Origin of the sequence: Amylibacter sp. IMCC11727 (assembly GCF_029854195.1) — a bacterium.
Lineage (GTDB): Bacteria > Pseudomonadota > Alphaproteobacteria > Rhodobacterales > Rhodobacteraceae > Amylibacter.
The window spans coordinates 239,871-263,026 of record NZ_CP122960.1; the positions used below are offsets into that span (position 1 = coordinate 239,871).

22 protein-coding genes and 1 pseudogene are annotated in these 23,156 nt (G+C 51.9%); 11 read left to right on the plus strand and 12 right to left on the minus strand.

Going from position 1 to position 23,156, the window contains the following annotated elements; translation table 11 throughout:
• Positions 1-215: 215 nt before the first annotated feature.
• Genes lptB through QBD29_RS01300 form a run of 4 tightly spaced genes read right to left on the minus strand, consistent with a single transcriptional unit; the run spans position 216 to position 2,730 of the window.
• A complete protein-coding gene (gene lptB, locus QBD29_RS01285; RefSeq protein WP_280099534.1) occupies positions 216-965 on the minus strand; it encodes an LPS export ABC transporter ATP-binding protein in 750 nt (249 codons plus the stop codon).
• A complete protein-coding gene (gene lptA, locus QBD29_RS01290; protein ID WP_280099535.1) occupies positions 962-1,456 on the minus strand; it encodes a lipopolysaccharide transport periplasmic protein LptA in 495 nt (164 codons plus the stop codon). The genes lptB and lptA overlap by 4 nt, the downstream gene beginning before the upstream one ends.
• Positions 1,457-1,470: 14 nt before the next feature.
• Positions 1,471-2,115, minus strand: coding sequence for an LPS export ABC transporter periplasmic protein LptC (lptC, locus tag QBD29_RS01295; protein WP_280099536.1), 645 nt, complete (start codon positions 2,113-2,115; stop codon positions 1,471-1,473).
• Positions 2,116-2,118: 3 nt separating this feature from the next.
• Complete coding sequence (locus tag QBD29_RS01300) at positions 2,119-2,730, minus strand: ribonuclease H-like domain-containing protein (protein ID WP_280099537.1); 612 nt, start codon at positions 2,728-2,730, stop codon at positions 2,119-2,121.
• 205 nt (positions 2,731-2,935) lie between these two features.
• Between QBD29_RS01300 and pcaF the strand changes: the two genes are divergently transcribed.
• From pcaF to QBD29_RS01330, 6 genes are read left to right on the plus strand one after another with little or no spacing between them, the layout of a single operon-like run.
• Positions 2,936-4,132, plus strand: coding sequence for a 3-oxoadipyl-CoA thiolase (gene pcaF, locus QBD29_RS01305; protein WP_280099538.1), 1,197 nt, complete (start codon positions 2,936-2,938; stop codon positions 4,130-4,132).
• A 12-nt stretch (positions 4,133-4,144) separates the two neighbouring features.
• A complete protein-coding gene (paaA, locus tag QBD29_RS01310; RefSeq protein ID WP_280099539.1) occupies positions 4,145-5,122 on the plus strand; it encodes a 1,2-phenylacetyl-CoA epoxidase subunit PaaA in 978 nt (325 codons plus the stop codon).
• Positions 5,119-5,412: a 1,2-phenylacetyl-CoA epoxidase subunit PaaB gene (gene paaB / locus QBD29_RS01315; RefSeq protein WP_280099540.1), complete on the plus strand. Its 294-nt coding sequence runs from the start codon at positions 5,119-5,121 to the stop codon at positions 5,410-5,412. The genes paaA and paaB overlap by 4 nt, the downstream gene beginning before the upstream one ends.
• Positions 5,412-6,167: a 1,2-phenylacetyl-CoA epoxidase subunit PaaC gene (paaC, locus tag QBD29_RS01320; RefSeq protein ID WP_280099541.1), complete on the plus strand. Its 756-nt coding sequence runs from the start codon at positions 5,412-5,414 to the stop codon at positions 6,165-6,167. The genes paaB and paaC overlap by 1 nt, the downstream gene beginning before the upstream one ends.
• A gap of 1 nt (position 6,168) precedes the next feature.
• On the plus strand, positions 6,169-6,630 hold the full coding sequence (gene paaD / locus QBD29_RS01325) for a 1,2-phenylacetyl-CoA epoxidase subunit PaaD (protein ID WP_280099542.1): 462 nt from the start codon (positions 6,169-6,171) through the stop codon (positions 6,628-6,630).
• A 10-nt stretch (positions 6,631-6,640) separates the two neighbouring features.
• Positions 6,641-7,714 carry a 2Fe-2S iron-sulfur cluster-binding protein gene (locus tag QBD29_RS01330; RefSeq protein WP_280099543.1) on the plus strand — a complete coding sequence of 358 codons (1,074 nt, stop codon included), beginning with the start codon at positions 6,641-6,643 and terminating at the stop codon, positions 7,712-7,714.
• Here QBD29_RS01330 and QBD29_RS01335 read toward each other — a convergent pair.
• From QBD29_RS01335 to paaG, 3 genes are read right to left on the minus strand one after another with little or no spacing between them, the layout of a single operon-like run.
• On the minus strand, positions 7,711-8,313 hold the full coding sequence (locus QBD29_RS01335) for a TetR/AcrR family transcriptional regulator (RefSeq protein WP_280099544.1): 603 nt from the start codon (positions 8,311-8,313) through the stop codon (positions 7,711-7,713). The genes QBD29_RS01330 and QBD29_RS01335 overlap by 4 nt on opposite strands.
• Positions 8,314-9,627 carry a phenylacetate--CoA ligase PaaK gene (gene paaK / locus QBD29_RS01340; protein ID WP_280099545.1) on the minus strand — a complete coding sequence of 438 codons (1,314 nt, stop codon included), beginning with the start codon at positions 9,625-9,627 and terminating at the stop codon, positions 8,314-8,316. It abuts the gene before it with no gap.
• Between the two features lie 10 nt (positions 9,628-9,637).
• Positions 9,638-10,432 carry a 2-(1,2-epoxy-1,2-dihydrophenyl)acetyl-CoA isomerase PaaG gene (gene paaG, locus QBD29_RS01345; RefSeq protein WP_280099546.1) on the minus strand — a complete coding sequence of 265 codons (795 nt, stop codon included), beginning with the start codon at positions 10,430-10,432 and terminating at the stop codon, positions 9,638-9,640.
• 94 nt (positions 10,433-10,526) lie between these two features.
• On the opposite strand from paaG, the gene paaZ reads away from it, so the two are divergent.
• The gene (paaZ, locus tag QBD29_RS01350; protein WP_280099547.1) at positions 10,527-12,554 is read left to right on the plus strand and encodes a phenylacetic acid degradation bifunctional protein PaaZ; all 2,028 of its coding nucleotides are present in this window, start codon (positions 10,527-10,529) and stop codon (positions 12,552-12,554) included.
• Positions 12,555-12,623: 69 nt separating this feature from the next.
• On the opposite strand, the gene QBD29_RS01355 is transcribed toward paaZ, so the two are convergent.
• The 3 genes and pseudogenes from QBD29_RS01355 to QBD29_RS01365 all read right to left on the minus strand — a co-directional run bounded on the left by QBD29_RS01355 (position 12,624) and on the right by QBD29_RS01365 (position 16,167).
• On the minus strand, positions 12,624-14,156 hold the full coding sequence (locus tag QBD29_RS01355; protein ID WP_347936483.1) for a proprotein convertase P-domain-containing protein: 1,533 nt from the start codon (positions 14,154-14,156) through the stop codon (positions 12,624-12,626).
• An 84-nt stretch (positions 14,157-14,240) separates the two neighbouring features.
• A pseudogene (locus tag QBD29_RS01360) lies at positions 14,241-15,110 on the minus strand (S8 family serine peptidase); the annotation flags it as partial.
• Between the two features lie 214 nt (positions 15,111-15,324).
• Positions 15,325-16,167 (minus strand): DMT family transporter, encoded by an 843-nt coding sequence (locus QBD29_RS01365; RefSeq protein WP_280099548.1) that lies wholly within the window; start codon positions 16,165-16,167, stop codon positions 15,325-15,327.
• Positions 16,168-16,312: 145 nt separating this feature from the next.
• Here QBD29_RS01365 and QBD29_RS01370 point away from each other — a divergent pair, with 145 nt between their 5' ends.
• The 4 genes from QBD29_RS01370 (at position 16,313) to QBD29_RS01385 (ending at position 21,053) form a co-directional block, all read left to right on the plus strand.
• A complete protein-coding gene (locus QBD29_RS01370) occupies positions 16,313-18,685 on the plus strand; it encodes an aminomethyltransferase family protein (RefSeq protein ID WP_280099549.1) in 2,373 nt (790 codons plus the stop codon).
• Positions 18,682-19,077, plus strand: coding sequence for a group II truncated hemoglobin (locus QBD29_RS01375; RefSeq protein WP_280099550.1), 396 nt, complete (start codon positions 18,682-18,684; stop codon positions 19,075-19,077). Before QBD29_RS01370 ends, QBD29_RS01375 begins: the two co-directional genes overlap by 4 nt.
• Positions 19,074-19,460, plus strand: a complete 387-nt coding sequence (locus QBD29_RS01380) for a hypothetical protein (RefSeq protein ID WP_280099551.1) — start codon at positions 19,074-19,076, stop codon at positions 19,458-19,460. Before QBD29_RS01375 ends, QBD29_RS01380 begins: the two co-directional genes overlap by 4 nt.
• A gap of 75 nt (positions 19,461-19,535) precedes the next feature.
• Positions 19,536-21,053, plus strand: a complete 1,518-nt coding sequence (locus QBD29_RS01385; RefSeq protein WP_280099552.1) for a trimethylamine methyltransferase family protein — start codon at positions 19,536-19,538, stop codon at positions 21,051-21,053.
• Here the strand turns inward: QBD29_RS01385 and QBD29_RS01390 are convergent.
• Together QBD29_RS01390 and QBD29_RS01395 are read right to left on the minus strand one after the other, a co-directional pair.
• Positions 21,050-21,766, minus strand: coding sequence for a type 1 glutamine amidotransferase (locus QBD29_RS01390; protein ID WP_280099553.1), 717 nt, complete (start codon positions 21,764-21,766; stop codon positions 21,050-21,052). The two genes, QBD29_RS01385 and QBD29_RS01390, sit on opposite strands and share 4 nt — an antisense overlap.
• Positions 21,766-23,100, minus strand: a complete 1,335-nt coding sequence (locus QBD29_RS01395) for an NAD(P)/FAD-dependent oxidoreductase (RefSeq protein WP_280099554.1) — start codon at positions 23,098-23,100, stop codon at positions 21,766-21,768. The genes QBD29_RS01390 and QBD29_RS01395 overlap by 1 nt, the downstream gene beginning before the upstream one ends.
• Positions 23,101-23,156: the final 56 nt, after the last annotated feature.

A 23,156-nucleotide genomic window follows, 5' to 3' on the forward strand; every position in this document is an offset into this window, starting at 1 on the left:
AGAGTTTCAGAGCATGGCTCTGCCGGATGGTATTCATCCATAGATCGGCCCCTGTGCAGATGCACAGCACGTAACCATCAGACTGCTGCAAAGCGGCGGTTCTGATTGAAACACGTCAATAATGAAGGAGTGATCATACCTTAACGATAGTGCGCCACGGCTGATGTTGCAACTTTTTAGCGATAAAATCTTTATCGAAAACGCGTGATCCAGCTCTAAACGCGGAACTCTTCGCCTAGGTAAACGCGACGAACGTCCTTGTTTTTCACGACATCTTCTGGGGGGCCAGACATCAGAACGCTGCCCCCATAAAGGATATAGGCACGGTCAATAATTTCGAGTGTTTCACGCACGTTGTGATCTGTGATCAGAACGCCGATATCACGATTCTTGAGCTGCGCAACCAATGTGCGGATATCGCCAACAGCGATCGGATCAACCCCAGCAAAGGGTTCATCGAGCAGCACATAATTCGGATTGCCTGCCAAACAGCGTGCGATTTCTACGCGGCGTCGCTCCCCCCCTGACAAAGCGACGGCGGGGCTGTCACGCAGGTGCGAGACCGAGAACTCTTCCATCAATTGTTCGGTGCGGTTGTGTCGATCGGCGCGATTTGATTCCCACAATTCAACCACAGAAGCGATATTTTGTTGAACGGTCATTCCGCGGAAAATGCTGGCCTCTTGCGGCAGATACCCCAGTCCGAGACGAGCGCGGCGATACATTGGCAGGTCGGTCACATCCCGCCCATCAATGGATACGTTGCCTGTGTCCGCGGCGATCAGACCCGCGATTGAATAAAAGCTGGTGGTTTTACCGGCGCCATTGGGGCCGAGCAGCGCGACGACTTCGCCACGGTTCAAACGCATGGACACATCGGACAGCACTTTGCGTTTTTTGAACGATTTACTAAGCCCAACAACGGACAAGCCTGTGGGCGCTGCGTCGATTTCGGCTTTGGTCATGGATCAGTTTTCGGAACAAACACAGTTTTGACGTTGCCGCTCATGGTGCCGCGATTTGTTTTTAGATCAAGGCTGAGTTTATCACCTGAAATGGCGTTTACGCCCTGCACCAAAACCACATCGCCTGTAAGGTCAACGGTGCCTGACCCAACTTTGTAGACCCCGTTTTGGGCTTCGGCCACTTCGGTTCCGTTGGTGAACATCACATTTGATGTGGCCGTGACCGTTTCAATGGCGCTTTGTTCTGCGTTGTACTGCACTTTGATCTTGTTCGCGGCGAGGATCAGCTCCCCTTGTACAACGCGGGCGTTGCCTTCGAATGTGGCGGTATTTGAATCCTGCTCAACTGTCAGGTTGTCTGCAGTCACTTCAACAGGTTGAGAGCCGTCAATCTCCACAGGGCTTAGCGCGATGCCAGTACCTTGGGCCAAAACTGGACCAGCCAATAACACGGCCAAAACCGTAAAGACGTGCAAAATGTGATGGCGCATATCGGCCCCCAAAGTTAACCCTTCGCAGGGTTGTATATCAATTTAACGCCTTTGTTAAACATAAGAACGGCGTTGCCTGTTGGATTTTGATCAAGGTCCTGTGTCAGCGTCATTGCGCCCGCTTCGATAGAGCCAAGCGGCCCATTCGCAATGACGGGTCCTTCGCTGTAAAGGTTGCCTGTTTTAAAGTTAATAGCGACGCTTGTGCTTGTGGCGGTGTAGCCATCTGTGGTGCGCAGGCTCACCCCATCGGACAAAATGGCTTCGTTGGTGCGAATGTTTAATGCGCCAAGACCAGCCACGGTGCGCATGGTTCGCCCATCCTGAAAATTGATCGTGGTGCGCGGTTTGCTGAGGTCAATTTTCGTTGGTCTGGCCCCGTCAGGCAGTGCCCAATCTGCGTTGATCGTAAACGCATCGCCCGATTTGGTGACGCCAGAAAAATTGGGGTTTGTTATCCGTTGACCAATGGCGAGCTCTGCCAGAGGACCATCTTCAATGAATTCAGAAATTTCGGACAGTTTGTTTGCATTGGACAGCAGGAAAATACTGCCAATCAAAACGATACCCACAATCGGGAACGCCCATTTCAACACACGCACCATACGTGAATATCCATCGCGTTTTGAAACGCCAACTATGGGTTCTTGGTTTTTCACGGGTTAATGCGCGAAAATGTCGGTGTCAGGCCAGCCCATAAGATCGAGGGCCGCGCGATGGGGTAGGAAATCGAAACACGCCTGTGCCATCTCGGTGCGGCCTTCGCGGGCCAACCGAATGTCCAATTCCCCTTTTAGGCGGTGCAGGTACAAAACATCTGACGCGGCATAGTCAATTTGCGCTTGGGTCAAGGTTGTTGCACCCCAATCAGAGCTTTGCTGCTGTTTGGAAATATCAACGCCGATCAATTCTTGCGTTAGGTTCTTTAATCCATGACGGTCCGTATAGGTGCGCACAAGTTTGGACGCGATTTTTGTGCAATACACGGGTGATGTGCGAACACCAAAGCGATTTTCCATTACTGCAATGTCAAAGCGGCCAAAGTGAAACAGTTTTAGCTGTTCAGGGTTGGCGAGCATTTTACACAGATTGGGCGCAGATGTTTGATCCTTGGCGATTTGCACGAGATGCGCATTGCCATCGCCAGAGGACAGCTGGATCACACACAGACGATCACGGTGCGGGATGAGTCCCATTGTCTCGCTATCAATCGCAACAATCGGACCAAGGTCCAAATCATCGGGAAGATCACCTTGGTGAAGATGGTTTGCCATTCCTGCGCTCACTTTACTTGTTCATATACCGCAGGAGTAAACATAGGGGTAAATAGGGCTGGATTAAAGACCTGAGACGCAATGTGGTTTAAACAATACGTTACATAAAACAAAAAAAAATCTATTTTGTGTAACATTATGTTTTACAGAAGTGCCCATGCTTGATAAATATAGTCAGGGTCGCACGAAATCACAGGAATCGCAGATGAACGCCTTTATCATTGATGCAGTTAGAACGCCGATTGGCCGATATGGCGGATCCCTGTCTTCGGTTCGGACAGATGACCTTGCGGCTTTGCCTATTGCGGCGCTGATGGAACGCAATTCATCTGTGGACTGGGGGCAGGTGGATGATGTGATCCTTGGCGATGCGAACCAGGCTGGCGAAGACAATCGCAACGTAGCGCGGATGGCGACCTTGCTTGCAGGCCTACCGATCGAAGTTCCAGGTACGACCATCAACCGTTTGTGCGCATCGGGTATGGATAGTGTTGGCATGGCGTCTCGGGGCATCAAGGCTGGGGATTACCGCTATTCCATCGCTGGCGGTGTCGAAAGCATGAGCCGTGCGCCGTTTGTCATGCCAAAAGCCACATCAGCCTTTACCCGTTCAAATGCGGTTTATGACACAACCATCGGCTGGCGGTTTGTGAACAAAAAGATGAAGGATCGCTTTGGCATCGATTCCATGCCACAAACAGCGGATAATGTGGCCGAAGATTTTGATATCAGCCGCGAAGACCAAGATGCTTTTGCCGCGCGCTCACAGGCCCGTTGGGATGCCGCGCATAAGGCGGGGCATTTTGCGGATGAGATTATTCCCGTCACAATTCCACAGCGCAAAGGCGATGACATTATTTTTGACACAGACGAACATCCGCGTCCTGGTGTGACTGCCGAAAAACTGGGTGGTCTGAAGGGCGTGAATGGCCCTGATTTATCCGTAACAGCAGGCAATGCGTCAGGCGTAAACGACGGTGCGGGGGCGTTGTTGTTGTGTAACGAAGCACTGGCGCAGAATCATGAGCCGATTGCTCGTGTCGTTGCGATGGCGACAGCGGGTGTGGAGCCGCGTATTATGGGCATTGGCCCTGTACCAGCCACGCGAAAGGTGCTGGATCTGGCAGGCCTGACCATCGACCAAATGGATGTGATTGAACTGAACGAAGCGTTTGCCAGCCAAGGGCTCGCCACGCTGCGGGCGCTGGGCATTCCAGATGATGCGCAACACGTGAACCCAAACGGGGGTGCGATTGCGATTGGCCACCCGCTTGGCATGTCGGGGTCTCGTCTTGTGATGGCAGCGGCTTATCATTTGAAACGAACAGGCGGGCGTTATGGGCTCTGCACAATGTGTGTGGGTGTGGGCCAAGGTGCTGCCATGATTATCGAACGCGTTTAGAGGAGAGACCAGATGTATGCACAGATGATTAAGTCCGAAGCGACGCAGGACGATCCAGAAAAGCTCGCGGCATTTCAGGCGCGCATTGATGCAGGGGAAAAGATCGAACCCAAGGAATGGATGCCTGTTGGGTATCGCAAAACCTTGATCCGCCAGATCGGCCAACACGCGCATTCTGAAATTGTGGGGCAGCTGCCCGAAGGCAATTGGATCACACGCGCACCTACGCTGGAACGTAAGGCGATTCTGCTGGCCAAAGTACAAGACGAAGCAGGCCATGGTTTATATCTTTATTGTGCTGCCGAAACGCTAGGCGTGTCCCGTGATGAAATGACTGAAATGTTGCTTGATGGGCGGATGAAGTATTCGTCGATCTTTAACTATCCCACACTGACATGGGCCGACATGGGCGCTGTTGGTTGGTTGGTTGATGGCGCAGCGATCATGAACCAAGTGCCTTTGCAGCGCACATCCTTTGGCCCCTATGCTCGGGCCATGGTGCGGATTTGTAAGGAAGAAAGTTTCCACCAGCGCCAAGGGTACGACATCATGATGACCATGTGTAACGGCACAGATGAGCAGAAAAAGATGGCCCAAGATGCATTGAACCGCATGTGGTTTCCTGCGCTGATGATGTTCGGTCCGAGCGATAAGGACAGCACGCATTCGGTGCAATCTATGTCTTGGAAAATCAAGATGAACACCAACGATGAGTTGCGTCAAAAATTCGTAGATTTGACCGTGCCTCAGGCAGAATACCTCGGTCTGACCATTCCGGATGAAACCCTGAAATGGAACGAAGAAAAGGGCGGTTACGATTTCGCCGAGCCTGATTGGGACGAGTTCTTTGATGTGCTGCGCGGCAATGGTCCGTGTAACGCTGAACGCATCGAAGCACGGCAAAAGGCATGGGATGATGGCGCATGGGTGCGTGACGGTTTGATGGCCCATGCGGCCAAACGCAAAGCACAGAAAGAGGCAGCCCAATGAGCGACACAAAGAAAGAATGGCCCCTATGGGAAGTGTTCATTCGCGGCCAACATGGCATGAGCCATCGCCACGTAGGCAGCCTGCATGCTGCGGATGAGGAAATGGCAATCTTGAATGCGCGCGATGTTTACACACGGCGCAACGAAGGGGTGTCCATCTGGGTTGTAGAAGCCAAAAACATAACGGCATCATCGCCCGATCAAAAGGGCCCGATGTACGAACCTTCCAATTCCAAAGTGTATCGTCACCCCACCTTTTTTGACATTCCAGATGACGTAGGCGCGATGTAATGACCGATCCGTTATTTGAATACCTGCTACGCCAAGGGGACAACGCGTTGGTTCTAGGCCACCGTGTATCTGAATGGTGTGGCATGGCCCCAGCGATTGAAGAAGACATCGCATTGGCCAACATCGGATTGGATCTGATTGGGCAAACGCAGATGTGGCTTGGTTACGCTGCCGAGGTAGAAGGCAAGGGCCGTGACGCAGACGCATTGGCGTTTCGCCGTGATGTTTGGGATTTTCGCAATCTGTTGCTGGTGGAACAAACTAACGGGGATTTTGGCAAAACCCTGATGCGACAGTTTTTGTTTGACGCCTTCAATGTGCTGAACCTGACGGCACTGACAAAATCTTCCTATCCGCGGATTGCAGAGATTGCTGCAAAAACGGTGAAAGAAGCAGAATATCATCTGGAGCGGTCACGTGAAACGGTGATTGCGCTGGGCGACGGTACAGAAGAAAGCAATGCACGGATGCAAAAAGCGCTGACTACCTTGTGGCCGTTTGCTGGTGAAATGTTCGTAATGGATGATGTGGACAGCGCCATGGCTGATATGGGCATTGCACCTGATTTGGCGGCGTTGCGCAAAGAATGGGATGCAATAGTTTTGCCAACGCTCAGCAGTGCAATGTTAACTGTACCAGACAGTGATTTTGCCCATAAAGGGGGTAAAAACGGTGTGCGCCATTCAGAGCATTTGGGCCATATGTTGGCCACGATGCAGTATCTACAGCGGGCTTATCCTGACGCGCGGTGGTGATATGACACGGGCTAATGTGGACCAGATTTGGGGTTGGCTTGATGCCGTTCCTGATCCGGAAATTCCGGTGATTTCTGTGGTGGATTTGGGTATTGTGCGGGCGGTGAGTTGGGATGACGACACGCTCGAAATTGCAGTCACCCCCACCTATTCGGGCTGTCCAGCAACAAGCGTTATTGCGATGGATATTGAAACCGCTTTGATGGATCGTGGCGTGAAGTCGGTGCGGATCAAAACCCAAATATCGCCCCCTTGGACGACGGATTGGTTGTCCGACAAAGGCCGTGCAAAGCTAGAAGATTATGGCATTGCTCCACCTCGTGCGGCGGGCGGGCCAGAACGCTGTCCGCAATGTAAATCAACGGCTGTCGAACGGATCAGCCAATTTGGGTCCACCCCGTGCAAGGCACAATGGCGGTGTACCGATTGCCTAGAACCTTTCGACTATTTCAAATGTATCTAAGGATCAAATTATGGCGCAGTTTCATTCTTTGAAAGTTACCGATATTCACAAAACCATCCGTGATGCGGTCGTTTTGACGCTCACGCCAGACACACCTGATGCGTTTGATTTTACGCAAGGCCAGTATCTGACATTTCGTCGTGATTTTGACGGAGAAGAGCTGCGGCGGTCTTATTCGATTTGCGCTGGCAAAGATGATGGCGTGTTGCAGGTTGGAATCAAAAAAGTGGACGGTGGCGCGTTTTCAACTTGGGCCAACGAGGATTTGAAAATTGGCGATGTGTTAGAAGCCATGCCGCCAATGGGCAATTTTGGAACCGAGCTTAATGCGGCGGCGGAGAAACATTATCTCGCGTTTGCGGGTGGTTCTGGGATTACGCCTGTTCTGTCAATTTTGCGCACTGTGATGCAACGGGAGCCGCGATCACGTTTTACCCTAGTTTACGCAAATCGTGCTGTGAATACGATCATGTTCCGATCCGAAATCGAAGATATGAAAAATCGGTTTATGGGGCGGATCAACGTGGTGCATATTCTGGAACAGGATGCGCAAGACATTGATCTGTTCACGGGTCGCGTAGACGGTGAAAAATGTGCCCTGCTGTTCAAACACTGGATCAACATTGATGACATCGACACGGCCTATATCTGCGGGCCAGAACCTATGATGTTGGCAATTTCCCAAGCGCTGTCAGACCATGGATTAAGCAAAGAACAGATCAAATTTGAACTCTTTGCCAGTGGCCAGCCAGGACGTGCGAAACAAAAAGCTAAGGCGGCCGGAGCAGCGGCGGTAAAGGCTGTGGCTGGGAAAGTGACGCTTGGCGGAGAATCCCGCAGTTTTGACATGTCTAAAGATATGAGCCTGTTGGAGGCCGCGCTTGAAAACGAGGTTGAAGCCCCATACGCCTGTAAGGCGGGCGTTTGCTCCACCTGTAAATGCAAGGTGTTAGAGGGCGAAGTTGAAATGCTGACAAATCATGCGTTGGAAGACTACGAAGCCGAGGCAGGCTTTGTTTTGTCGTGCCAATCCTATGCCGTTACAGACAAAGTGGTCTGGGATTACGACGAAGCAGGCCATTAAAGCCCAGCAAATCCGCCAGAGCACAATCGGCTGATGTGCGCGGCATAGTCGCGCCGATCTTTGCCAGTTGCATCTGGCTTCCACATGTAAAACCAATTGAGCATGCCAAACACTGACATAGTGGTTGCGCGTAATTTGGCGGGATCGTTTTCAAAAACAACGGGTTCGACATCGCGAATAAGACGGCTCATTAAGTGAACCAACTCTCGTTGATAGCCGAGCAGGATTTTTTGCTGATCTGGTGGTAAATGGTTCAGCACCGTGGTCTGCAATCGATGTTCGTGATCCATGCCCTGATAATCGAGCAGGATTTTGGTGATTGTTGCAGAAAACCGATCTTGTGCAGTCACATGCGTTAGCGTGGTTTGCAGTGCGAAAATACCGTCCCGCAATCCTGACAAATACGCATCGAGAATATCAAACAGTATTTCATCTTTGCTGCCGTAATAGTGGTATACATTGGCCTTTGAAATTTCACAGGCCAGCGCCACGCGGCTGACGGATGTGCGATCAAATCCTTCGTCCGCGAACAATTGGGCGGCGCGATCAAGGATCAATCGCCGCTTTGTTCCGTAGTCTTTGGCAACAGGGCGTGCCACCTAGCGTTCGCCTGTGCGGTTGTCTAAAACGCGAACGGCTTTGCCTTGGCTGCGTGGAACGCCCCCTGGCTCTGAAACGTTTACAATCGTTGTGACACCTACATTGGTTTTGATTCGATTGCGCAACGTTTCGCCTGCTGCGGCGCGGCTGTCCGCGTCAGAGGCGTTTGGATCTGCTTCCACGTTGACACGCATCGCATCCATGCGGCCTTCGCGATACAGTTCAATTTGGAAATGCGGCGCGAGCCCGTCGACGGTCATCAGTTGTTCTTCGATCTGGGTTGGGAACACATTCACACCTCGTAAAATGATCATGTCATCGGATCGACCTGTGATCTTTTCCATCCGCCGCATGGACCGTGCGGTGCCAGGTAGCAATCGCGTCAAGTCGCGGGTGCGATAACGGATCATCGGGATGCCTTCTTTGGTCAGTGTGGTAAACACCAACTCTCCTTGTTCGCCATCTTCCACCAGTTCACCCGTCGTGGGGTTGATGATTTCTGGGTAAAAGAAATCTTCCCAAATATGCAGGCCGTCTTTGGTTTCAACACATTCGTTGGCAACACCTGGACCCATAATTTCGGACAGGCCGTAAATATCGACAGCGTGCATATCGAAGGCCTGTTCCACTTCGGAACGCATCGCGTTTGTCCAAGGTTCCGCGCCAAAGATACCAACTTGCAGCGACGTGTCTCTTGGGTCGATGCCTTGGTTTTGAAACTCTTCAAGCAAATTTAGAATATATGACGGTGTAACTGTGATCGCTTGTGGCTTGAAATCATTGATTAACTGCACCTGTTTGGCAGTTTGACCGCCACCCATAGGCACAACACAAGCCCCCAGCCGTTCAATACCCACATGGGCGCCCAGTCCCCCCGTAAACAAGCCATAGCCATAGGCGTTGTGAACCATTTCACCTGGCCGAACACCAGAGGCGCGCAAAGACCGAGCAACCATATTGGCAAACAGATCACAGTCGTTTTTGGTGTATCCCACAACGGTGGATTTTCCCGTTGTGCCAGACGAAGCGTGAATGCGGATGATGTCTTCGCGCGGGACGGCGAACAAGCCAAAGGGATAATTGTCGCGCAAATCGTCTTTCACAGTGAAAGGAAATTTTGCGAGGTCTTTCAGGTTTTGAACATCATCAGGATGAACCCCAGCTTCGTCGAACCGCTTTTTGTACATTGGTACGTTGGTATAGGCATGGTTCAATGACCATTTCAGCCGCTTCAGTTGAAGGGCTTCAATCTCGTCGCGGGACGCGATTTCGATGGGTTCTAGCTCGGATTTCTTTGCGCCAAGATCTTTCATGATACTGTCCTTACGTGCTCTTTTTACCAGAGAAGTTGGGGGCTCTTTTTTCCAAAAAGGAAGAAACGCCTTCGGCATAATCGGGGGTTGCGCCGCAGAACCGTTGGTATTCTGCTTCTAGGTCGAGTTGCGCATCAAGCGAATTGGTTGAGGCCGCTTGGATTGCTTGTTTGGTTTTGCCTAGACCGATGGTTGGCCCAGCGGCCAGCTGCGTGGCCAAGGTGCGCGCGGTTTCCATCAGGTCTGCGTCTGGTACGGCTTTCCAAATCAGCCCCCATTCGGCGGCGGTTGAAGCTGGCAAGGGTTCTGCTGTAAGCGCCAATGCTTTGGCTCGTGCTTCGCCCAACAACCGTGTGAGGCTCCATGTGCCACCGCCATCGGGGATCAACCCAACCTTGGCAAACGATTGGATGAATTTTGCACTTTCTGCTGCGATGACGATATCACAGGCCAGCGCGATATTGGCCCCCGCACCAGCGGCCACACCGTTCACGGCACAGACAATGGGCATGTCCATAGCCTTAATCTGGCGCACCAGTGGATTGTAAAAATTGGTGAGTGTTTTACCCAAGTCAGGCGGTCCATCCATTTTGGATGGGTCTCGGTCGCCCAAATCTTGTCCCGCACAAAACCCGCGTCCAGCCCCTGTCAGCAAAACGGCCCGCGCCCCTGATTCCACTGCGGCATTCAATGCGGCACGCAGGGCCAGATGCATTTCGTCGTTAAAACTGTTCAACCTGTCAGGGCGGTTCAGCGTGATCTCTACCATGTCGCCGTGACGGTTGGATAAGATGGTTTCGCTCATATGACTCTCCCCAATCGTTTCACAATTTTCTTGCATAAACCGACCGGTTGGTCAATTAATTCCTGATACCAAATAAATGACAAAGGACGCTGCTATGGGACTTCTCGATGTACACAGCTTTGCCGCGGGGCGGTGGGTTTCACCTGATAGTTCTGCACGGTCTATTGAAAATGCGGTCACAGGGGATGTGATGGCGCGAGCTGGCTCAGCGCTCGATGTTGCAGAGATGCTGGATTATGCTCGTACCAAGGGCGGGCCTGCGCTGCGGGCGCTGGGGTTTCATGATCGGGCACGCATGATCAAAGCACTGGCGCTTCATTTAGGTGAGCATAAACAGGCGCTTTACGATCTGTCTTTTGCAACTGGGGCCACGCAATCAGACCACCTGATCGACATTGATGGTGGTATCGGCACGATGTTTGTTTTCGCGTCCAAAGGGCGGCGCGAAATGCCAGATGGACAGATTTATGTTGATGGTGATGTGGAGCAACTGAGCCGAAATGGCACGTTTCTGGGGCAGCATATTTGCACGCCTTTGCAGGGTGTTGCGGTGCATATCAACGCGTTCAATTTCCCTGTTTGGGGCATGTTGGAAAAGCTGGCGCCCACATTGCTGGCAGGTGTTCCCGCAATCGTAAAGCCCGCAACCGCCACCTGCTATGTGACCGAACTGGCAGTAAAGATCATGGTCGAAAGTGGCATCCTACCCGATGGTGCGTTGCAGCTGGTGTCAGGTGGTCTCGGTGACATGTTGGATCAATTGGGTCACCAAGACGTGGTAAGTTTCACGGGTTCTGCAGACACAGCGTTTAAACTGCGATCAGCGCCACATATCTTAAAAAACTCGATCCGTTTTGTGGCGGAGCAAGACAGTTTGAACGCATCCATCCTTGGCCCAGATGCGGTAGCTGGAACGCCAGAGTTTGATCTGTTCGTGAAAGAGGTCCAACGGGAGATGACCACAAAAGCGGGTCAGAAATGTACAGCCATCCGCCGTATCATCGCGCCCGAAGGACAAGTGGACGCCGTTATTGCGGCATTGTCTGCGCGGCTCGACAAAACGGTTATTGGCGATCCTTCGGCCAAAGACACGCGCATGGGGGCCTTGGTGTCCAATGCTCAAAAACGCGATGTGCTGGAAAAAGCGGCGATCATCGCAGACGAGGCGGAACGCGTTTACGGCGATCCAGATGCGTTTGACGTGTCAGGTGCAGATGGTCAGGCCGGCGCATTTGTGCCGCCGATGGTGTTTCATTGCGCCAATCCCGATACCGCTGTTCGGGTTCATGACACCGAAGCATTTGGTCCCGTGTCCACTATCATGGGGTATCGTGATCTGGACCACGCCATTTCGCTTGTTAATAAAGGTGAGGGCAGTTTGGTTGCATCGGTCATTACGCATGATGCGGATGTGGCGCGTTCCGTTGCAATGGGTGCGGGCGCGTATCATGGCCGTCTGTATTTCAACAACCGCGACAGTATGAACGAAAGCACGGGCCACGGGTCGCCCTTGCCTCATATGGTGCATGGTGGACCTGGCCGTGCGGGCGGCGGTGAAGAAATGGGCGGCGTGCGCGGGGTCATGCACTACATGCAGCGCACAGCGATTCAAGGCAGCCCTGATATTTTGACAGCTATCGGCGGCCAATGGGTTGCGGGCGCCGAGGAAAAGAAAGGCCCTGCTCATCCGTTCACACGCACGTTTAATGAAGTGGAGATTGGGGAGACCATCCACACAGAACCCCGCATTGTTACGATGGAAGATATCGAGCATTTTGCAGAGTTCACGGGGGATACGTTCTATGGCCACATGGATGATGAAGCTGCTGCACGTAACCCGTTTTTCCCAGGTCGCGTGGCTCATGGCTATCTTCTGTTGTCCTTTGCAGCGGGCTTGTTCGTTGAACCGAACGAGGGGCCAGTGCTGGCGAACACAGGGTTGAACAATCTGCAATTTATGAAACCCGTTGCGGCCGGTGACAGCATCAAAGTGCGCTTAACCGTCAAAAAGAAAACACGCCGCACCGATGAATATGGCGAAGTGCGCTGGCATGTGACACTGACAAATCAGGATGATGAATTGGTGGCAGAATATGAACTGCTGACGATGAACAAATACTAGGTTTGATCATTGCGCATAAAAAACACCCCGCCAGTGAAATGGCGGGGTTTTTTGTGAGTGTAGAAAAAATCAGAAGATTTCGATGTCGTTTGTCAACTGACCCAAATTCGTAACGCCTTCGATAATCAGGATATCGCCGTCTCCAAAATCAAATTCGGCATTGCCGCCATTGATGGAACCGAAATCATCGATAACATCCTGCACGGACCGTGTACCCGTCCAAAGGTTATCGTTGAAATAGATGGTGTCAGAGTTGTTCACAAAGTCAGTGATCGTGTCTTGGTCATCGTTGTTGCTAAAGTAGAAACGGTCCGCATGGTCGCCACCCGTCAACGTATCGTTGCCTTTGCCACCATACAAACGGTCGTTACCGTTGCCCCCCAACAACTTGTCACCGCCATTGCCGCCAAACAAAGTGTCATCGCTGTTGTGGCCCTTGAGAACATCGTTGCCATCGTGGCCTTTCAACAGGTCATCGCCGTTATTGCCTTCGAGCAAGTCATGGCCGCCGTTGCCTTCGAGCGTATCTTTGCCGTTACCGCCTTCTAGGACGTCGCTGCCTTTGCCACCCTCAAGGATGTCTTTGCCATCGCCGCCTTTCAGCAAGTCTTCGTTGTTGCCGCCCAGCAGACGGTCGTCGTTTGAACCGCCGAACAAGCGGTCTTCGCCGTTGTGGCCTTTCAACACGTCCTTGCCGTCGCCGCCTTCCAGACGGTCATCACCAGCATTACCCTCAAGCGTGTCTGCACCACCTTGGCCGCGCAGGGTGTCGTCGCCAACACCACCGATCAAAAGGTCATTGCCAGCGTAACCGCGCAGATCATCATTGCCACGCGCGCCGTGGATTTCGTTATTCGCGCTGTTGCCGCGAATTTGGTCATCCCCGTCCCCACCATAGGCGTTTTCGATGACGGTGCCGCTAGCCAATGTGGCCCAGTTTATACCGTCAACACGCAAGTGGTTTGTGCCTGTGTGATCCAAGTCAAGGAAGATGCTGCCTGCGATTGCAGACATGTTGATCCAGTCATCGTTACCACCGTTGGTGTCGGCAATAACCTGACGCCCTGTTTGACCCGTCGTGCGGGACAATGTGAAAAAGTCGTCGGTGATGTGGTGGATTGTGTTGGTGTTGGCTGTGCTGCCATAAAAATCCAACCCCCAAGAATTCAGGAAACCAGTGTCACCACCTGCGCTGTCTTGGATGGACAGTGTCCATGTGCCAGAAACAGAGTCTGTTCCGAGCAAGGAAGTAACACCAAAGGCCCAACCCGTTGTAATGTTCGCGCCGCCACCTTGTCGTTCAGAGAGTACGAGGCTTTCGCCGTTTGGACCAATCAAGGTGATGGTGAGATCGCCAACATAGGTGTGTGTGAAGTCGATCCAGACTGTCAAATCTTCTGCACGCAATGTTGCGCTTACGGATAATGTGGATGTGATCGTGTTAAAGTCGGAAATGGTTTGGTTGTCGGTAACAGAGAAACTCTCTTCAACTTCGTTTGCCGAAGTCTGTGCGTCACCGTTCATTGTGAGCCATGCTTCGGCCATACGAACTGCTGCAAAGGCATCTACCATGCCAAAACCGTAGCTGATGTTGAACGTCATACCGCCGCCGTTCCAGTTGGTCGCGCCGTTCGAATACCACGCACCCTGTTCAAAACCTGATGGGGCATCCCCATAGGCACTGCCTGTATGAGATGCGGAAATCGCCAAAATGTTTTGAACATCACGCCAGCCAAGATCGCCGTTTGCTTCAAGCATCAAAGCTACAACGCCAGCAACGGCTGGAGTTGCGGCAGATGTACCGTTGAATCCATCAACATAGTCGCCAGAAGAGTAGCCATCGCTGCCCTCAAGGTCGGTTGTGTAGTTGAAGGCAGGACCAGACAGCAGGATTGATTGACCGAAGTTGGAATAGTCCGCTACCGTTCCGTCCAGTTCAGTTGCTGCAATCGAAGTTGTATAGCGAACGGCGTTAATGCCGTCTGCGTTCGCATCGCGCGTATCGTTGCCCGCTGCCTGCATGATGACTGTGCCTAAGCCGCCGCGGCCGTTTTCAATGGCAACTTCCATGCCGTTGAACACTTCGTTGTACACAGATGATCCAGTGTTCATCAGGTTCTGATAGCTGCCATAGAGCGGGGTGCGACCCCAGCTGTTGTTCATCACATCAAAGTTTTGCGCCCACTGTAGGGATGCAATTTGTTAGTCAACTGTTGGCAAACCACCCAAGAATCGTACACCTGTCATGGTCACGCCCCAAGCGACGCCAACACCACCGACACCGTTTTCGCCTTCAGCACCGATGATGCCTGCTACGGCTGTGCCGTGACGGTCGTTTGTGCCTGTTGGGATCGGGTCATACGTCACGCCGTTGTATTGGAAATGCAACGAGCTGTCGTAGTTGCCAGAAAGATCTTCGTGGGTGTACTCAAAGCCATCGTCGTAAACGCCGACATTTACGCCAACACCGGTAAATTCGTCCCAGATGGTTTCTAAATCGCCCATCACGGTCAAGAACTGTTGGCTGTTATAAAGTGGATCGGTTGGAGTGGTCATGGTATTCCCCTGTCACTGACTATTCGCTACATGCCGCATATGTGTGGCCACAATTTGGCGATTGAATGCTCTGATTGAATTTATTGAGCGGTAATTCACCTTCAGATACGCAATCTGCTCCAAGTTTTCAATGCAAAGCAGTCGAATTTTATGCTGAAGGTGGAAAGATCTGTTTTGGGTCAAAAATAGTTGGAATTAACCAATCTGAGTCCCGTTACCAAGCGAGATATCCAACGGAGCCAAATGCTACTGCCACGCCAAACCATTGCCCCATGGACATGCGTTCTTTAAGAAACGCCCAAGCCAGAATGACGGTAATCATGCCAAACATTGACGCTGCAACCGCCGCAAATTCTGGGCGATTGAGGTTGCCAGAACCAATGACAATGCTGTGCGCTGTTGTATCCAAAAGCGCCATGGCAGCCAAAAAAGGCAATGCGGCGCGGTCAGGCAGTTTTGGCCCTTTCTGGGCGAATAAAAGGATAAGAACGCCAACGGTCGCAGCCACGCGTGTTACCAAAATAATCGGCAATTCATCGCCTGCTTTTGTTGCGATGTGCCCAACTGCAAACGCCAGCGCGAAGCCAATGCCGCCGAGCAATGCCCAACCAACCGCTGCCTTAGTTGAATTTTCGGTATCATCAGCTTGCGACAAGTATCCAACCAACGCGACCCCAAGGACTACCGTGCCAACCGCGATCCATTGATCCCACGGTACGACTTGGCCTGAAAGGCCAGCCCATGTGATCGACAGAATTGGATAAGCGCCAATGATCGGTGCAACCAATCGAACGGGACCGATTGCGAAGGCTTTGTACAGGCCAATACATCCCAGCAAGTAGATCCCACCGCCAAGGAGGCTGTATTTGACCCCAGTGCTTGTCATGGCTGTCCAATCTCCCATGCCTGCGGAAATTGGTAGCAATATAATGCAACCTGACAGCAAAACGGTGGCCAAAGACGGCAAAATGCCCCCTTTTTGAGAAACCTGACGGACGCAAATATCGTGAATGCCCCATGCTAATGCGGCAATCGTACCGAGCAAAAGTGACAGCATTTTAAACCTTCCCGTCGATACGGGAATAAAAACCCGAATTTACGCGACTCACTTGCTTTGCGAACGCAATTTGATATTCTTAGGGTTAAATATTTATTCCGCTCATGCAACATGCAAACGATCGGATCACCTTAAGGACGCTGACATGCTCGACGATCTCTATCCAAAGGTCCAGCCCGGCCCACCAAAGCCGAGCAAGATAATCATGCCCCAACAGTTTTCGTTGCCCCAAGGCACAGAGCGGTATGTGGTTGAAGGGGCAGGTGCGATCCTAATCCCTGTGTCCGCGGGCGACCATATCACGATCACCAATGATGAAGGTGGTCAGGTTTGTGAAGTTGTGGCGTCAGACGACAAAGGCAAAGTGGATTGCGGTATCGTAGGCCAAAGCGCCAATGCTACCGCTGATGGCTTGCGTGCATTATTGACCAGTGATGATCAATCCTTGCGCGGGATGCGCATGGGTTTGGATGCGCGTAAGATTGATCTGGCAAATGCGGATTGTGTTCGATTTTTTGATTCCGAGACACGGCCAAAAGCCCAGCAAGAGCTGACCGTTCAACGGGATGGTGTGGTGATTATCGCAACCCCCTCCCCTGCGATGGATTTTGAACTGCAAAATACAGCAACGCCGCTGACTGTTTTGGTGAAACGCGCGACATTGCGGTCTCATCAGCGGTTTGAGTTGCCCGATCCATTGGCCAATCCAACACAAGAAATCCGCGTGCATTCGCAAACCGCCGAGAGCTTTTTCGTAAAGGCTGGGGACTATATCCAGATCATTGATGTGGATGGTCGCCAGTGTTCAGATTTCGAATGCTTCAGCGCGCGCAAATTGGACAAGGGCATTGAACATGCCTTGGATGTGACCACGACACGAACATTGATGGGCCACGCCTATCCGATGCCAGGTCTGCATGCGAAATACTATGATCAGGAAATGCTACCGCTGGTCGAAGTGGTACAAGATACCTGCGGCCGTCATGATGCGTTTGCTTTGGCGTGTTCTGCAAAATATTATGACGATATTGGGTATCCAGGACACATCAACTGTTCTGATAACTTTAACCACGCGCTTGATAAATACGGTGTGTCTGGCCGTCCGGGTTGGATGGCGATCAACTTCTTCTTTAACACAGGTCTTGATGATCACGGCGTGATGTATGCGGATGAACCTTGGTCCATGCCAGGGGATTACGTTTTGTTACGCGCGCTGACAGATATCGTTTGCGTATCTTCGGCTTGTCCTGATGACACAACAGCCGCTAACGGTTGGAACCCAACCGACATCCACGTCCGCACCTACAGCGGCACAGAAACATTCCAACGGTCGGTTGCGTACCGCCCCACACCAGATTCGGAAGCTAAAATGACCAAACAAACAGGGTTCCACGACAAATTCGCCCAGCACACACGCAATTTCATCGAATACAACGGCTATTGGTTGGCAAACTGCTTTGCCGAAGCGGGCCCAATTGAGGAATACCACGCCTGTCGTCAAGGCGCGGTTATGATGGATTTGTCGCCCTTGCGAAAGTTCGAAGTGACGGGCCCAGATGCAGAAGCCCTGTGCCAGTACATCTTTACCCGCAACATGAAAACGCTCGCCGTTGGCGGCGTGGTTTACACCGCCATGTGTTACGAACACGGCGGCATGATCGACGACGGCACTGTGTTCCGTTTGGGCAAAGACAATTTCCGTTGGATTGGTGGTAACGATTACGGCGGCGAATGGATGCGGGAACAAGCAGAAAAGCTCGGCCTGAAGGTTTTGATCCGTTCTTCCACAGATCAATTGCACAACGTAGCGGTTCAAGGCCCCAAAAGCCGTGACCTGCTGCGCAAAATCGTATGGACTGCGCCGCACAATCCAGAGTTCGATCAACTCGGTTGTTTCCGTTTCACACCTGCACGTTTGAACAACGAAATGGGCACACCATTTGTTGTGTCACGTACAGGCTACACAGGTGAGCTGGGTTATGAAGTGATGTGCCACCCGAAAGATTGCGCCGAGATTTTCGACGCAATTTGGGAAGCAGGCGAAGAATTTGACCTCAAACCTATGGGGCTCGAAGCGCTTGATATGGTGCGTATCGAAGCAGGTCTTATTTTCGCAGGTTACGACTTTAGCGATCAAACAGACCCGTTTGAAGCAGGCATTGGATTTACCTGTCCGTTGAAATCTAAAACAGATGATTTCATTGGCCGCGATGCCCTGATCCGCCGCAAAGAAAACCCAATGCACAAACTCGTTGGTCTGGACATCGACAGCAATGTTGATGTGGAACACGGCGATTGTATCCATGTGGGCCGTGCGCAAGTTGGCGAGGTTACCTCGTCTATGCGGTCCCCGCTGCTTGGTAAAAACATTGCAATGGCGCGGGTTGATCTGGCCCATTCAGAGCCTGGCACTGAACTGGAAATTGGTAAACTGGACGGTCACCAAAAACGTCTGCCAGCCACGATTCGCAAAGATCTTGCAGCGTTTGACCCAACGAAAGAACGCCCACGTTCATGACGCCTTCTTTCTTAGAAAACCTCGGAGGAGAAGAAGCTCTACGCACTTTGGTAGAGCACTTTTATGATCTCGTGGAGACTTTGCCAGACACGGCTAATCTGCGTGCCCTGCATATGGATGGGCATGGGTTTGCGCACACGCGTGAAGAGCAGTTTGACTTTTTGTCAGGCTTCTTAGGCGGGCGGCAATACTATATGGAAAAGCATCGCCATATGAATGTGCGCGAGATTCACGCGCATGTGCCAATCAAAACCGAAGACGCGGAAACGTGGTTGCGGACGTGGGATCAGGCGATTGATGATTTAAAACTAGAAGGACCACATGTGGAACGCATGCGCGCAACAGTGCGTCGTGTTGCGATGGTTCTGGTAAACGATGGTAATGTAGCATGATCAGAGCGTTAACCCTAGCAATCGGGCTGTGTGCGGCAGCAACGGGCGCAGTGGCGCAATCCGTGAAACTGACGGCCGAAGAAATCACACAGCTTCTGACCGGTAACACCGCCATTGGAGTGTGGGCAGGTGCGAATTACCGCCAATTTTTTGATGCCGATGGCACAACAATTTATGCCCAAGAAGGAAGCCGATCCGCACGGGGCGAATGGCGCATTGATGCCGAGCGTGACGAATACCAGAGCATCTGGGCACGGGATGCCGAGTGGGAAGGTTGGTTCGTTATGGAATACCTTGGAAGCTATTTCTGGGTTAGCAAATCCACACCACCAACACCGTTCAAGGTTGTTGCAGGCCAGCAATTGGTTGCACCAAGCGAGTGATAAAACCGATGTCGCTTTTGCGTTAGACCTCCTTTCCTATGGTGCCTGATCCTTGTGTGATAAGGAGGATGGCTCATGTCGGTCAAAAGATCAGGACGAAAAGCAAGGCTTCGAACGCAAACAACTATTACAGCACCCGCAATTGTGCGCCGTATCATGCCACCTTATGCGCCGTTCCCAAGCCACGACATAGACGCCTTGGAACGACAGGCGGATTGGTTGCTGTCTGAAATTGGTATTGAGTTTCGAGATGATCCCATTGCGCTGGAATTGTTGTCAGACGCTGGCGCACGTGTTGAAGGGGTGCGCGTGTTTTTTCCAGATGGGTTGGCGCGACAGTTGTGCGCAACTGCGCCGAGTTCGTTTGATTTGTTAGCGCGGAACCCAGCGAGAACCATTCGATTGGGCGGCGATCATATCGTGTTTATGCCAGGCTATGGCTCGCCGTTTGTGACGGATATTGAACAGGGGCGTCGGTATGCGACGCTTGTCGATTTCCACAACTTTGTGAAAATGACCTATGCCACGCCATATTTGCATCATTCGGGTGGAACAGTTGTCGAACCCACAGACGTGCCAGTGTCAAAGCGGCATTTGGATATGGTCCACGCTCACCTCACGCTGAGCGATAAGCCGTTTATGGGGGCCGTAACCCACCCTGATCGCGCCAAAGATACACTTGATATGGTGCGGTTGGTGTTTGGAGATCGTATGAATGCCACCCCTGTGGTGCAGGCCAACATCAATGTGAATTCCCCGCTTGTTTATGACGGAGCGATGACGGGTGCCTTGCGGGTTTACGCGTCTGCTGGGCAATGTGTTTGTATTTCTCCTGCGATATTTGGTGGCGCAATGGGCCCAGTTACGTCTGCAGCCGTGGCTGCACAAACCCATGCAGAGGTTTTGGCTGGCGTTGCCCTGTGCCAAATCATCCAACCCGGCTGTCCCATCGTTTACGGCAGTTTCCACAACACCATGAGCTTGAAATCTGGCGCGTTGACCTTTGGAACACCGGAGGCAAACCTTGTGACTTTCGCGCTCGGCCAATTGGCCCGGCGGATGAACGTGCCGTTTCGATCAGGTGGCGGTGAAATCACATCAGCCAATTCTGCAGATGGGCAAGCTATGTCTGAAAGCGTTTCCGCCCTATGGTCCACTGTCTTGTCAGGAGCCAATCAAGTGTGGCACGCGGCAGGTTGGCTCGAAGGTGGTTTAACCATGGGATACGAAAAATTTGTGATGGATTTGGATATCTGCGGCGCGTTGTTGAAAATGATCGCGGGTATGGAAGTGTCTGAGGACACCCTTTCAAAACCGTCCTACAAACAGGTTGAACCAGGTGAAAATTTCCTCAGCACAGATCACACGATGGCGCATTTTTCGACGGCAAATTTTGAACCCGAAATCGCAGAGGCGGGTCCATTTGAAACATGGCAGGAAAACGGGAGCCCTACAGCGGAACAACGGGCGTTTCCGCGGTGGAAATCGCTGTTAAACAGCTATGAACCGCCTGCGATTGACGAAGCTGCTAAGAAAAAATTGGATGACTTTATGGCTGATCGAAAATCCAGTCTGCCGGATGAGTGGTATTAACCCATTTCTTTGCGAAAGGCCGTGTAGATCGTTTTGGAATAGGTCAAGGCTTCGGGAACATACGCTTCGACCGCATGCGATAAATCTTTGGTCGCGGTGGCGGAATGGAGCCAGCTTTCAGCGCACTGAGCATTGTCAGGATTGCGTAGCCATGTTGGAATCAGCCCTTTGATAATTTCTGGATGAAATTGCATACCCCATGCAGATGATCCAACACGAATGGCTTGCACGCCGCAGGCCTCATTCTGGGCCAAAACAGTGGCGTTTGGCGGCAGAATGGATGCCTCCACCCCATGCCAATGCAACGCTTTGAAAGACTCGGGCAGGTGCGCGAAAACCGCATCAGATTGTGCGGCATTTGTTTTGTGGATTTCCGAAAGGGCCAATTCTGGCAAGGCCATTTTGGTACAGGTTCCACCCATTGCATCCACCAGCAATTGGTGGCCCAAACATATGCCTAGATAAGGTTTGCCGGTGGTTTGAAGCCACGTGCGAATGGCAGCTTTTTCTTGGATCAGCCATGGGTTTACTTTGGTCTCCCAAACATCCATCGGCCCGCCCATGACAAGCAGCGCATCATAATCTGAAAAGTCTGGGATGGTGTCGTTTGCAAAGAAACGAACAGTGTCAAATGTATCCCCCGCCGCGGCCATGTGCTTGGCAAATGCGGCGGGGTGTTCGGCCTCAACATGTTGAAAGACCAGGAGGTGCATTAGTTTTGCAGATAGACTTCCAAGCTGTCATCCAGTGCATCTTTCCAAGGGGTGTGATGCTTTGGTGCCATTGTACCCGTAATGACGGACTTATAGCCATTGTTGCGGAAGGTCATGATGTTTTCCTTCTTGTGACCTTTCCATTCCTTGAATGCCTGACACGCGCCTTCAACATCAAAGGTCGGGTAATCTGTCTCATTGATGAGCTCTTTGACGTAATCGCCCTGATACCAAATGGCATCATAGTCGTCTTCGCCTTTGTCTTCGCGTGCGACGCGGTCTTCCACATCGGCTAGCATTTCTTCCTTGGATGGCGTCTGGATTTTGCCCATCATCACGTCACGTGCCCACCATGCTTGTGCATCAAACATGTTGAAGGTGAACCACTGATCCTGCATGCCAAGGTAGAACAGGTTTGGATTGTCGATCCATGCCACCCCTTTGTACAGGTTCGCCGTTGCCAAACGATTGGCCGTGCGCAAGCACAGATCGTCTTCCATGAACGGGAAGTGATGGATATAGCCAGTACACAGCAAAATTGCATCTACGTCTTTGGTTGTGCCGTCTTTGAAGTGGGCTGTTTTGCCAACCACTTTTGTCAGCAGGGGCACCTCTTGCCAGTTGTCGGGCCAGTCATAGCCCATGGCGGCGGTACGGTGTGACACGGTGATCGATTTCGCACCGTATTTCCAGCACTGGGAGCCGATGTCTTCAGCGGAATAGGACGTGCCGACGATCAGGATGTCTTGGTCTTTGAACTCCAACGCATCACGGAAATCGTGGGCGTGCAAAATGCGGCCCTTGAAGGATTCAAAGCCTTCGAATTCTGGCACGTTTGGTGTGGAGAAGTGACCAGAGGCACAAACCACGTGATCAAACACTTCGGTGCTTTCAGTGCCGCTTGGCAAATCTTTTACCGTAACAGAGAATTTGTCGCCTTCCGCTTCGACACGGCGCACAACTGTTTCGAATTTGATCCAATCGCGGATGCCCGCTTTTTTCACACGGCCTTCGATGTAGTCAAACAAAACGGCGCGTGGTGGATAAGATGCGATCTGTTTTCCAAAGTGTTCTTCGAATGAATAATCAGCAAATTCCAAACCTTCTTTCGGACCATTGGACCACAGGTAACGGTACATAGAGCCGTGGACAGGCTCGCCATACTGATCAAGGCCCGTGCGCCATGTGTAGTTCCACAACCCACCCCAGTTTGATTGCTTTTCATAACAAACGATTTCTGGAATTTCCTCGCCTTTGGCGGCTGCAGATTGAAAGGCTCGCATTTGTGCCAGTCCGCTCGGCCCGGCACCGATAATTGCTACACGTTTCGTCATTTACTTCTCCCTTTGGTCTTATTTGGACTAATTATGGTATATTTGGTTTGAACCAA

Bases quoted from the DNA above. Each gene is read 5' to 3' on its own strand.
- paaK (WP_280099545.1), bottom strand. From the start codon at position 9,627: ATGAAAGATCTTGGCGCAAAGAAATCCGAGCTAGAACCCATCGAAATC.
- paaZ (WP_280099547.1), top strand. From the start codon at position 10,527: ATGGGACTTCTCGATGTACACAGCTTTGCCGCGGGGCGGTGGGTTTCA.
- paaD (WP_280099542.1), top strand. From the start codon at position 6,169: ATGACACGGGCTAATGTGGACCAGATTTGGGGTTGGCTTGATGCCGTT.
- QBD29_RS01395 (WP_280099554.1), bottom strand. From the start codon at position 23,100: ATGACGAAACGTGTAGCAATTATCGGTGCCGGGCCGAGCGGACTGGCA.
- QBD29_RS01300 (WP_280099537.1), bottom strand. From the start codon at position 2,730: ATGGCAAACCATCTTCACCAAGGTGATCTTCCCGATGATTTGGACCTT.
- paaC (WP_280099541.1), top strand. From the start codon at position 5,412: ATGACCGATCCGTTATTTGAATACCTGCTACGCCAAGGGGACAACGCG.
- QBD29_RS01380 (WP_280099551.1), top strand. From the start codon at position 19,074: ATGATCAGAGCGTTAACCCTAGCAATCGGGCTGTGTGCGGCAGCAACG.
- QBD29_RS01355 (WP_347936483.1), bottom strand. From the start codon at position 14,156: ATGACGTTCAACATCAGCTACGGTTTTGGCATGGTAGATGCCTTTGCA.
- lptB (WP_280099534.1), bottom strand. From the start codon at position 965: ATGACCAAAGCCGAAATCGACGCAGCGCCCACAGGCTTGTCCGTTGTT.
- paaG (WP_280099546.1), bottom strand. From the start codon at position 10,432: ATGAGCGAAACCATCTTATCCAACCGTCACGGCGACATGGTAGAGATC.
- paaB (WP_280099540.1), top strand. From the start codon at position 5,119: ATGAGCGACACAAAGAAAGAATGGCCCCTATGGGAAGTGTTCATTCGC.
- paaA (WP_280099539.1), top strand. From the start codon at position 4,145: ATGTATGCACAGATGATTAAGTCCGAAGCGACGCAGGACGATCCAGAA.
- QBD29_RS01365 (WP_280099548.1), bottom strand. From the start codon at position 16,167: ATGCTGTCACTTTTGCTCGGTACGATTGCCGCATTAGCATGGGGCATT.
- QBD29_RS01330 (WP_280099543.1), top strand. From the start codon at position 6,641: ATGGCGCAGTTTCATTCTTTGAAAGTTACCGATATTCACAAAACCATC.
- QBD29_RS01390 (WP_280099553.1), bottom strand. From the start codon at position 21,766: ATGCACCTCCTGGTCTTTCAACATGTTGAGGCCGAACACCCCGCCGCA.
- QBD29_RS01370 (WP_280099549.1), top strand. From the start codon at position 16,313: ATGCTCGACGATCTCTATCCAAAGGTCCAGCCCGGCCCACCAAAGCCG.
- lptA (WP_280099535.1), bottom strand. From the start codon at position 1,456: ATGCGCCATCACATTTTGCACGTCTTTACGGTTTTGGCCGTGTTATTG.
- QBD29_RS01375 (WP_280099550.1), top strand. From the start codon at position 18,682: ATGACGCCTTCTTTCTTAGAAAACCTCGGAGGAGAAGAAGCTCTACGC.
- pcaF (WP_280099538.1), top strand. From the start codon at position 2,936: ATGAACGCCTTTATCATTGATGCAGTTAGAACGCCGATTGGCCGATAT.
- QBD29_RS01385 (WP_280099552.1), top strand. From the start codon at position 19,536: ATGTCGGTCAAAAGATCAGGACGAAAAGCAAGGCTTCGAACGCAAACA.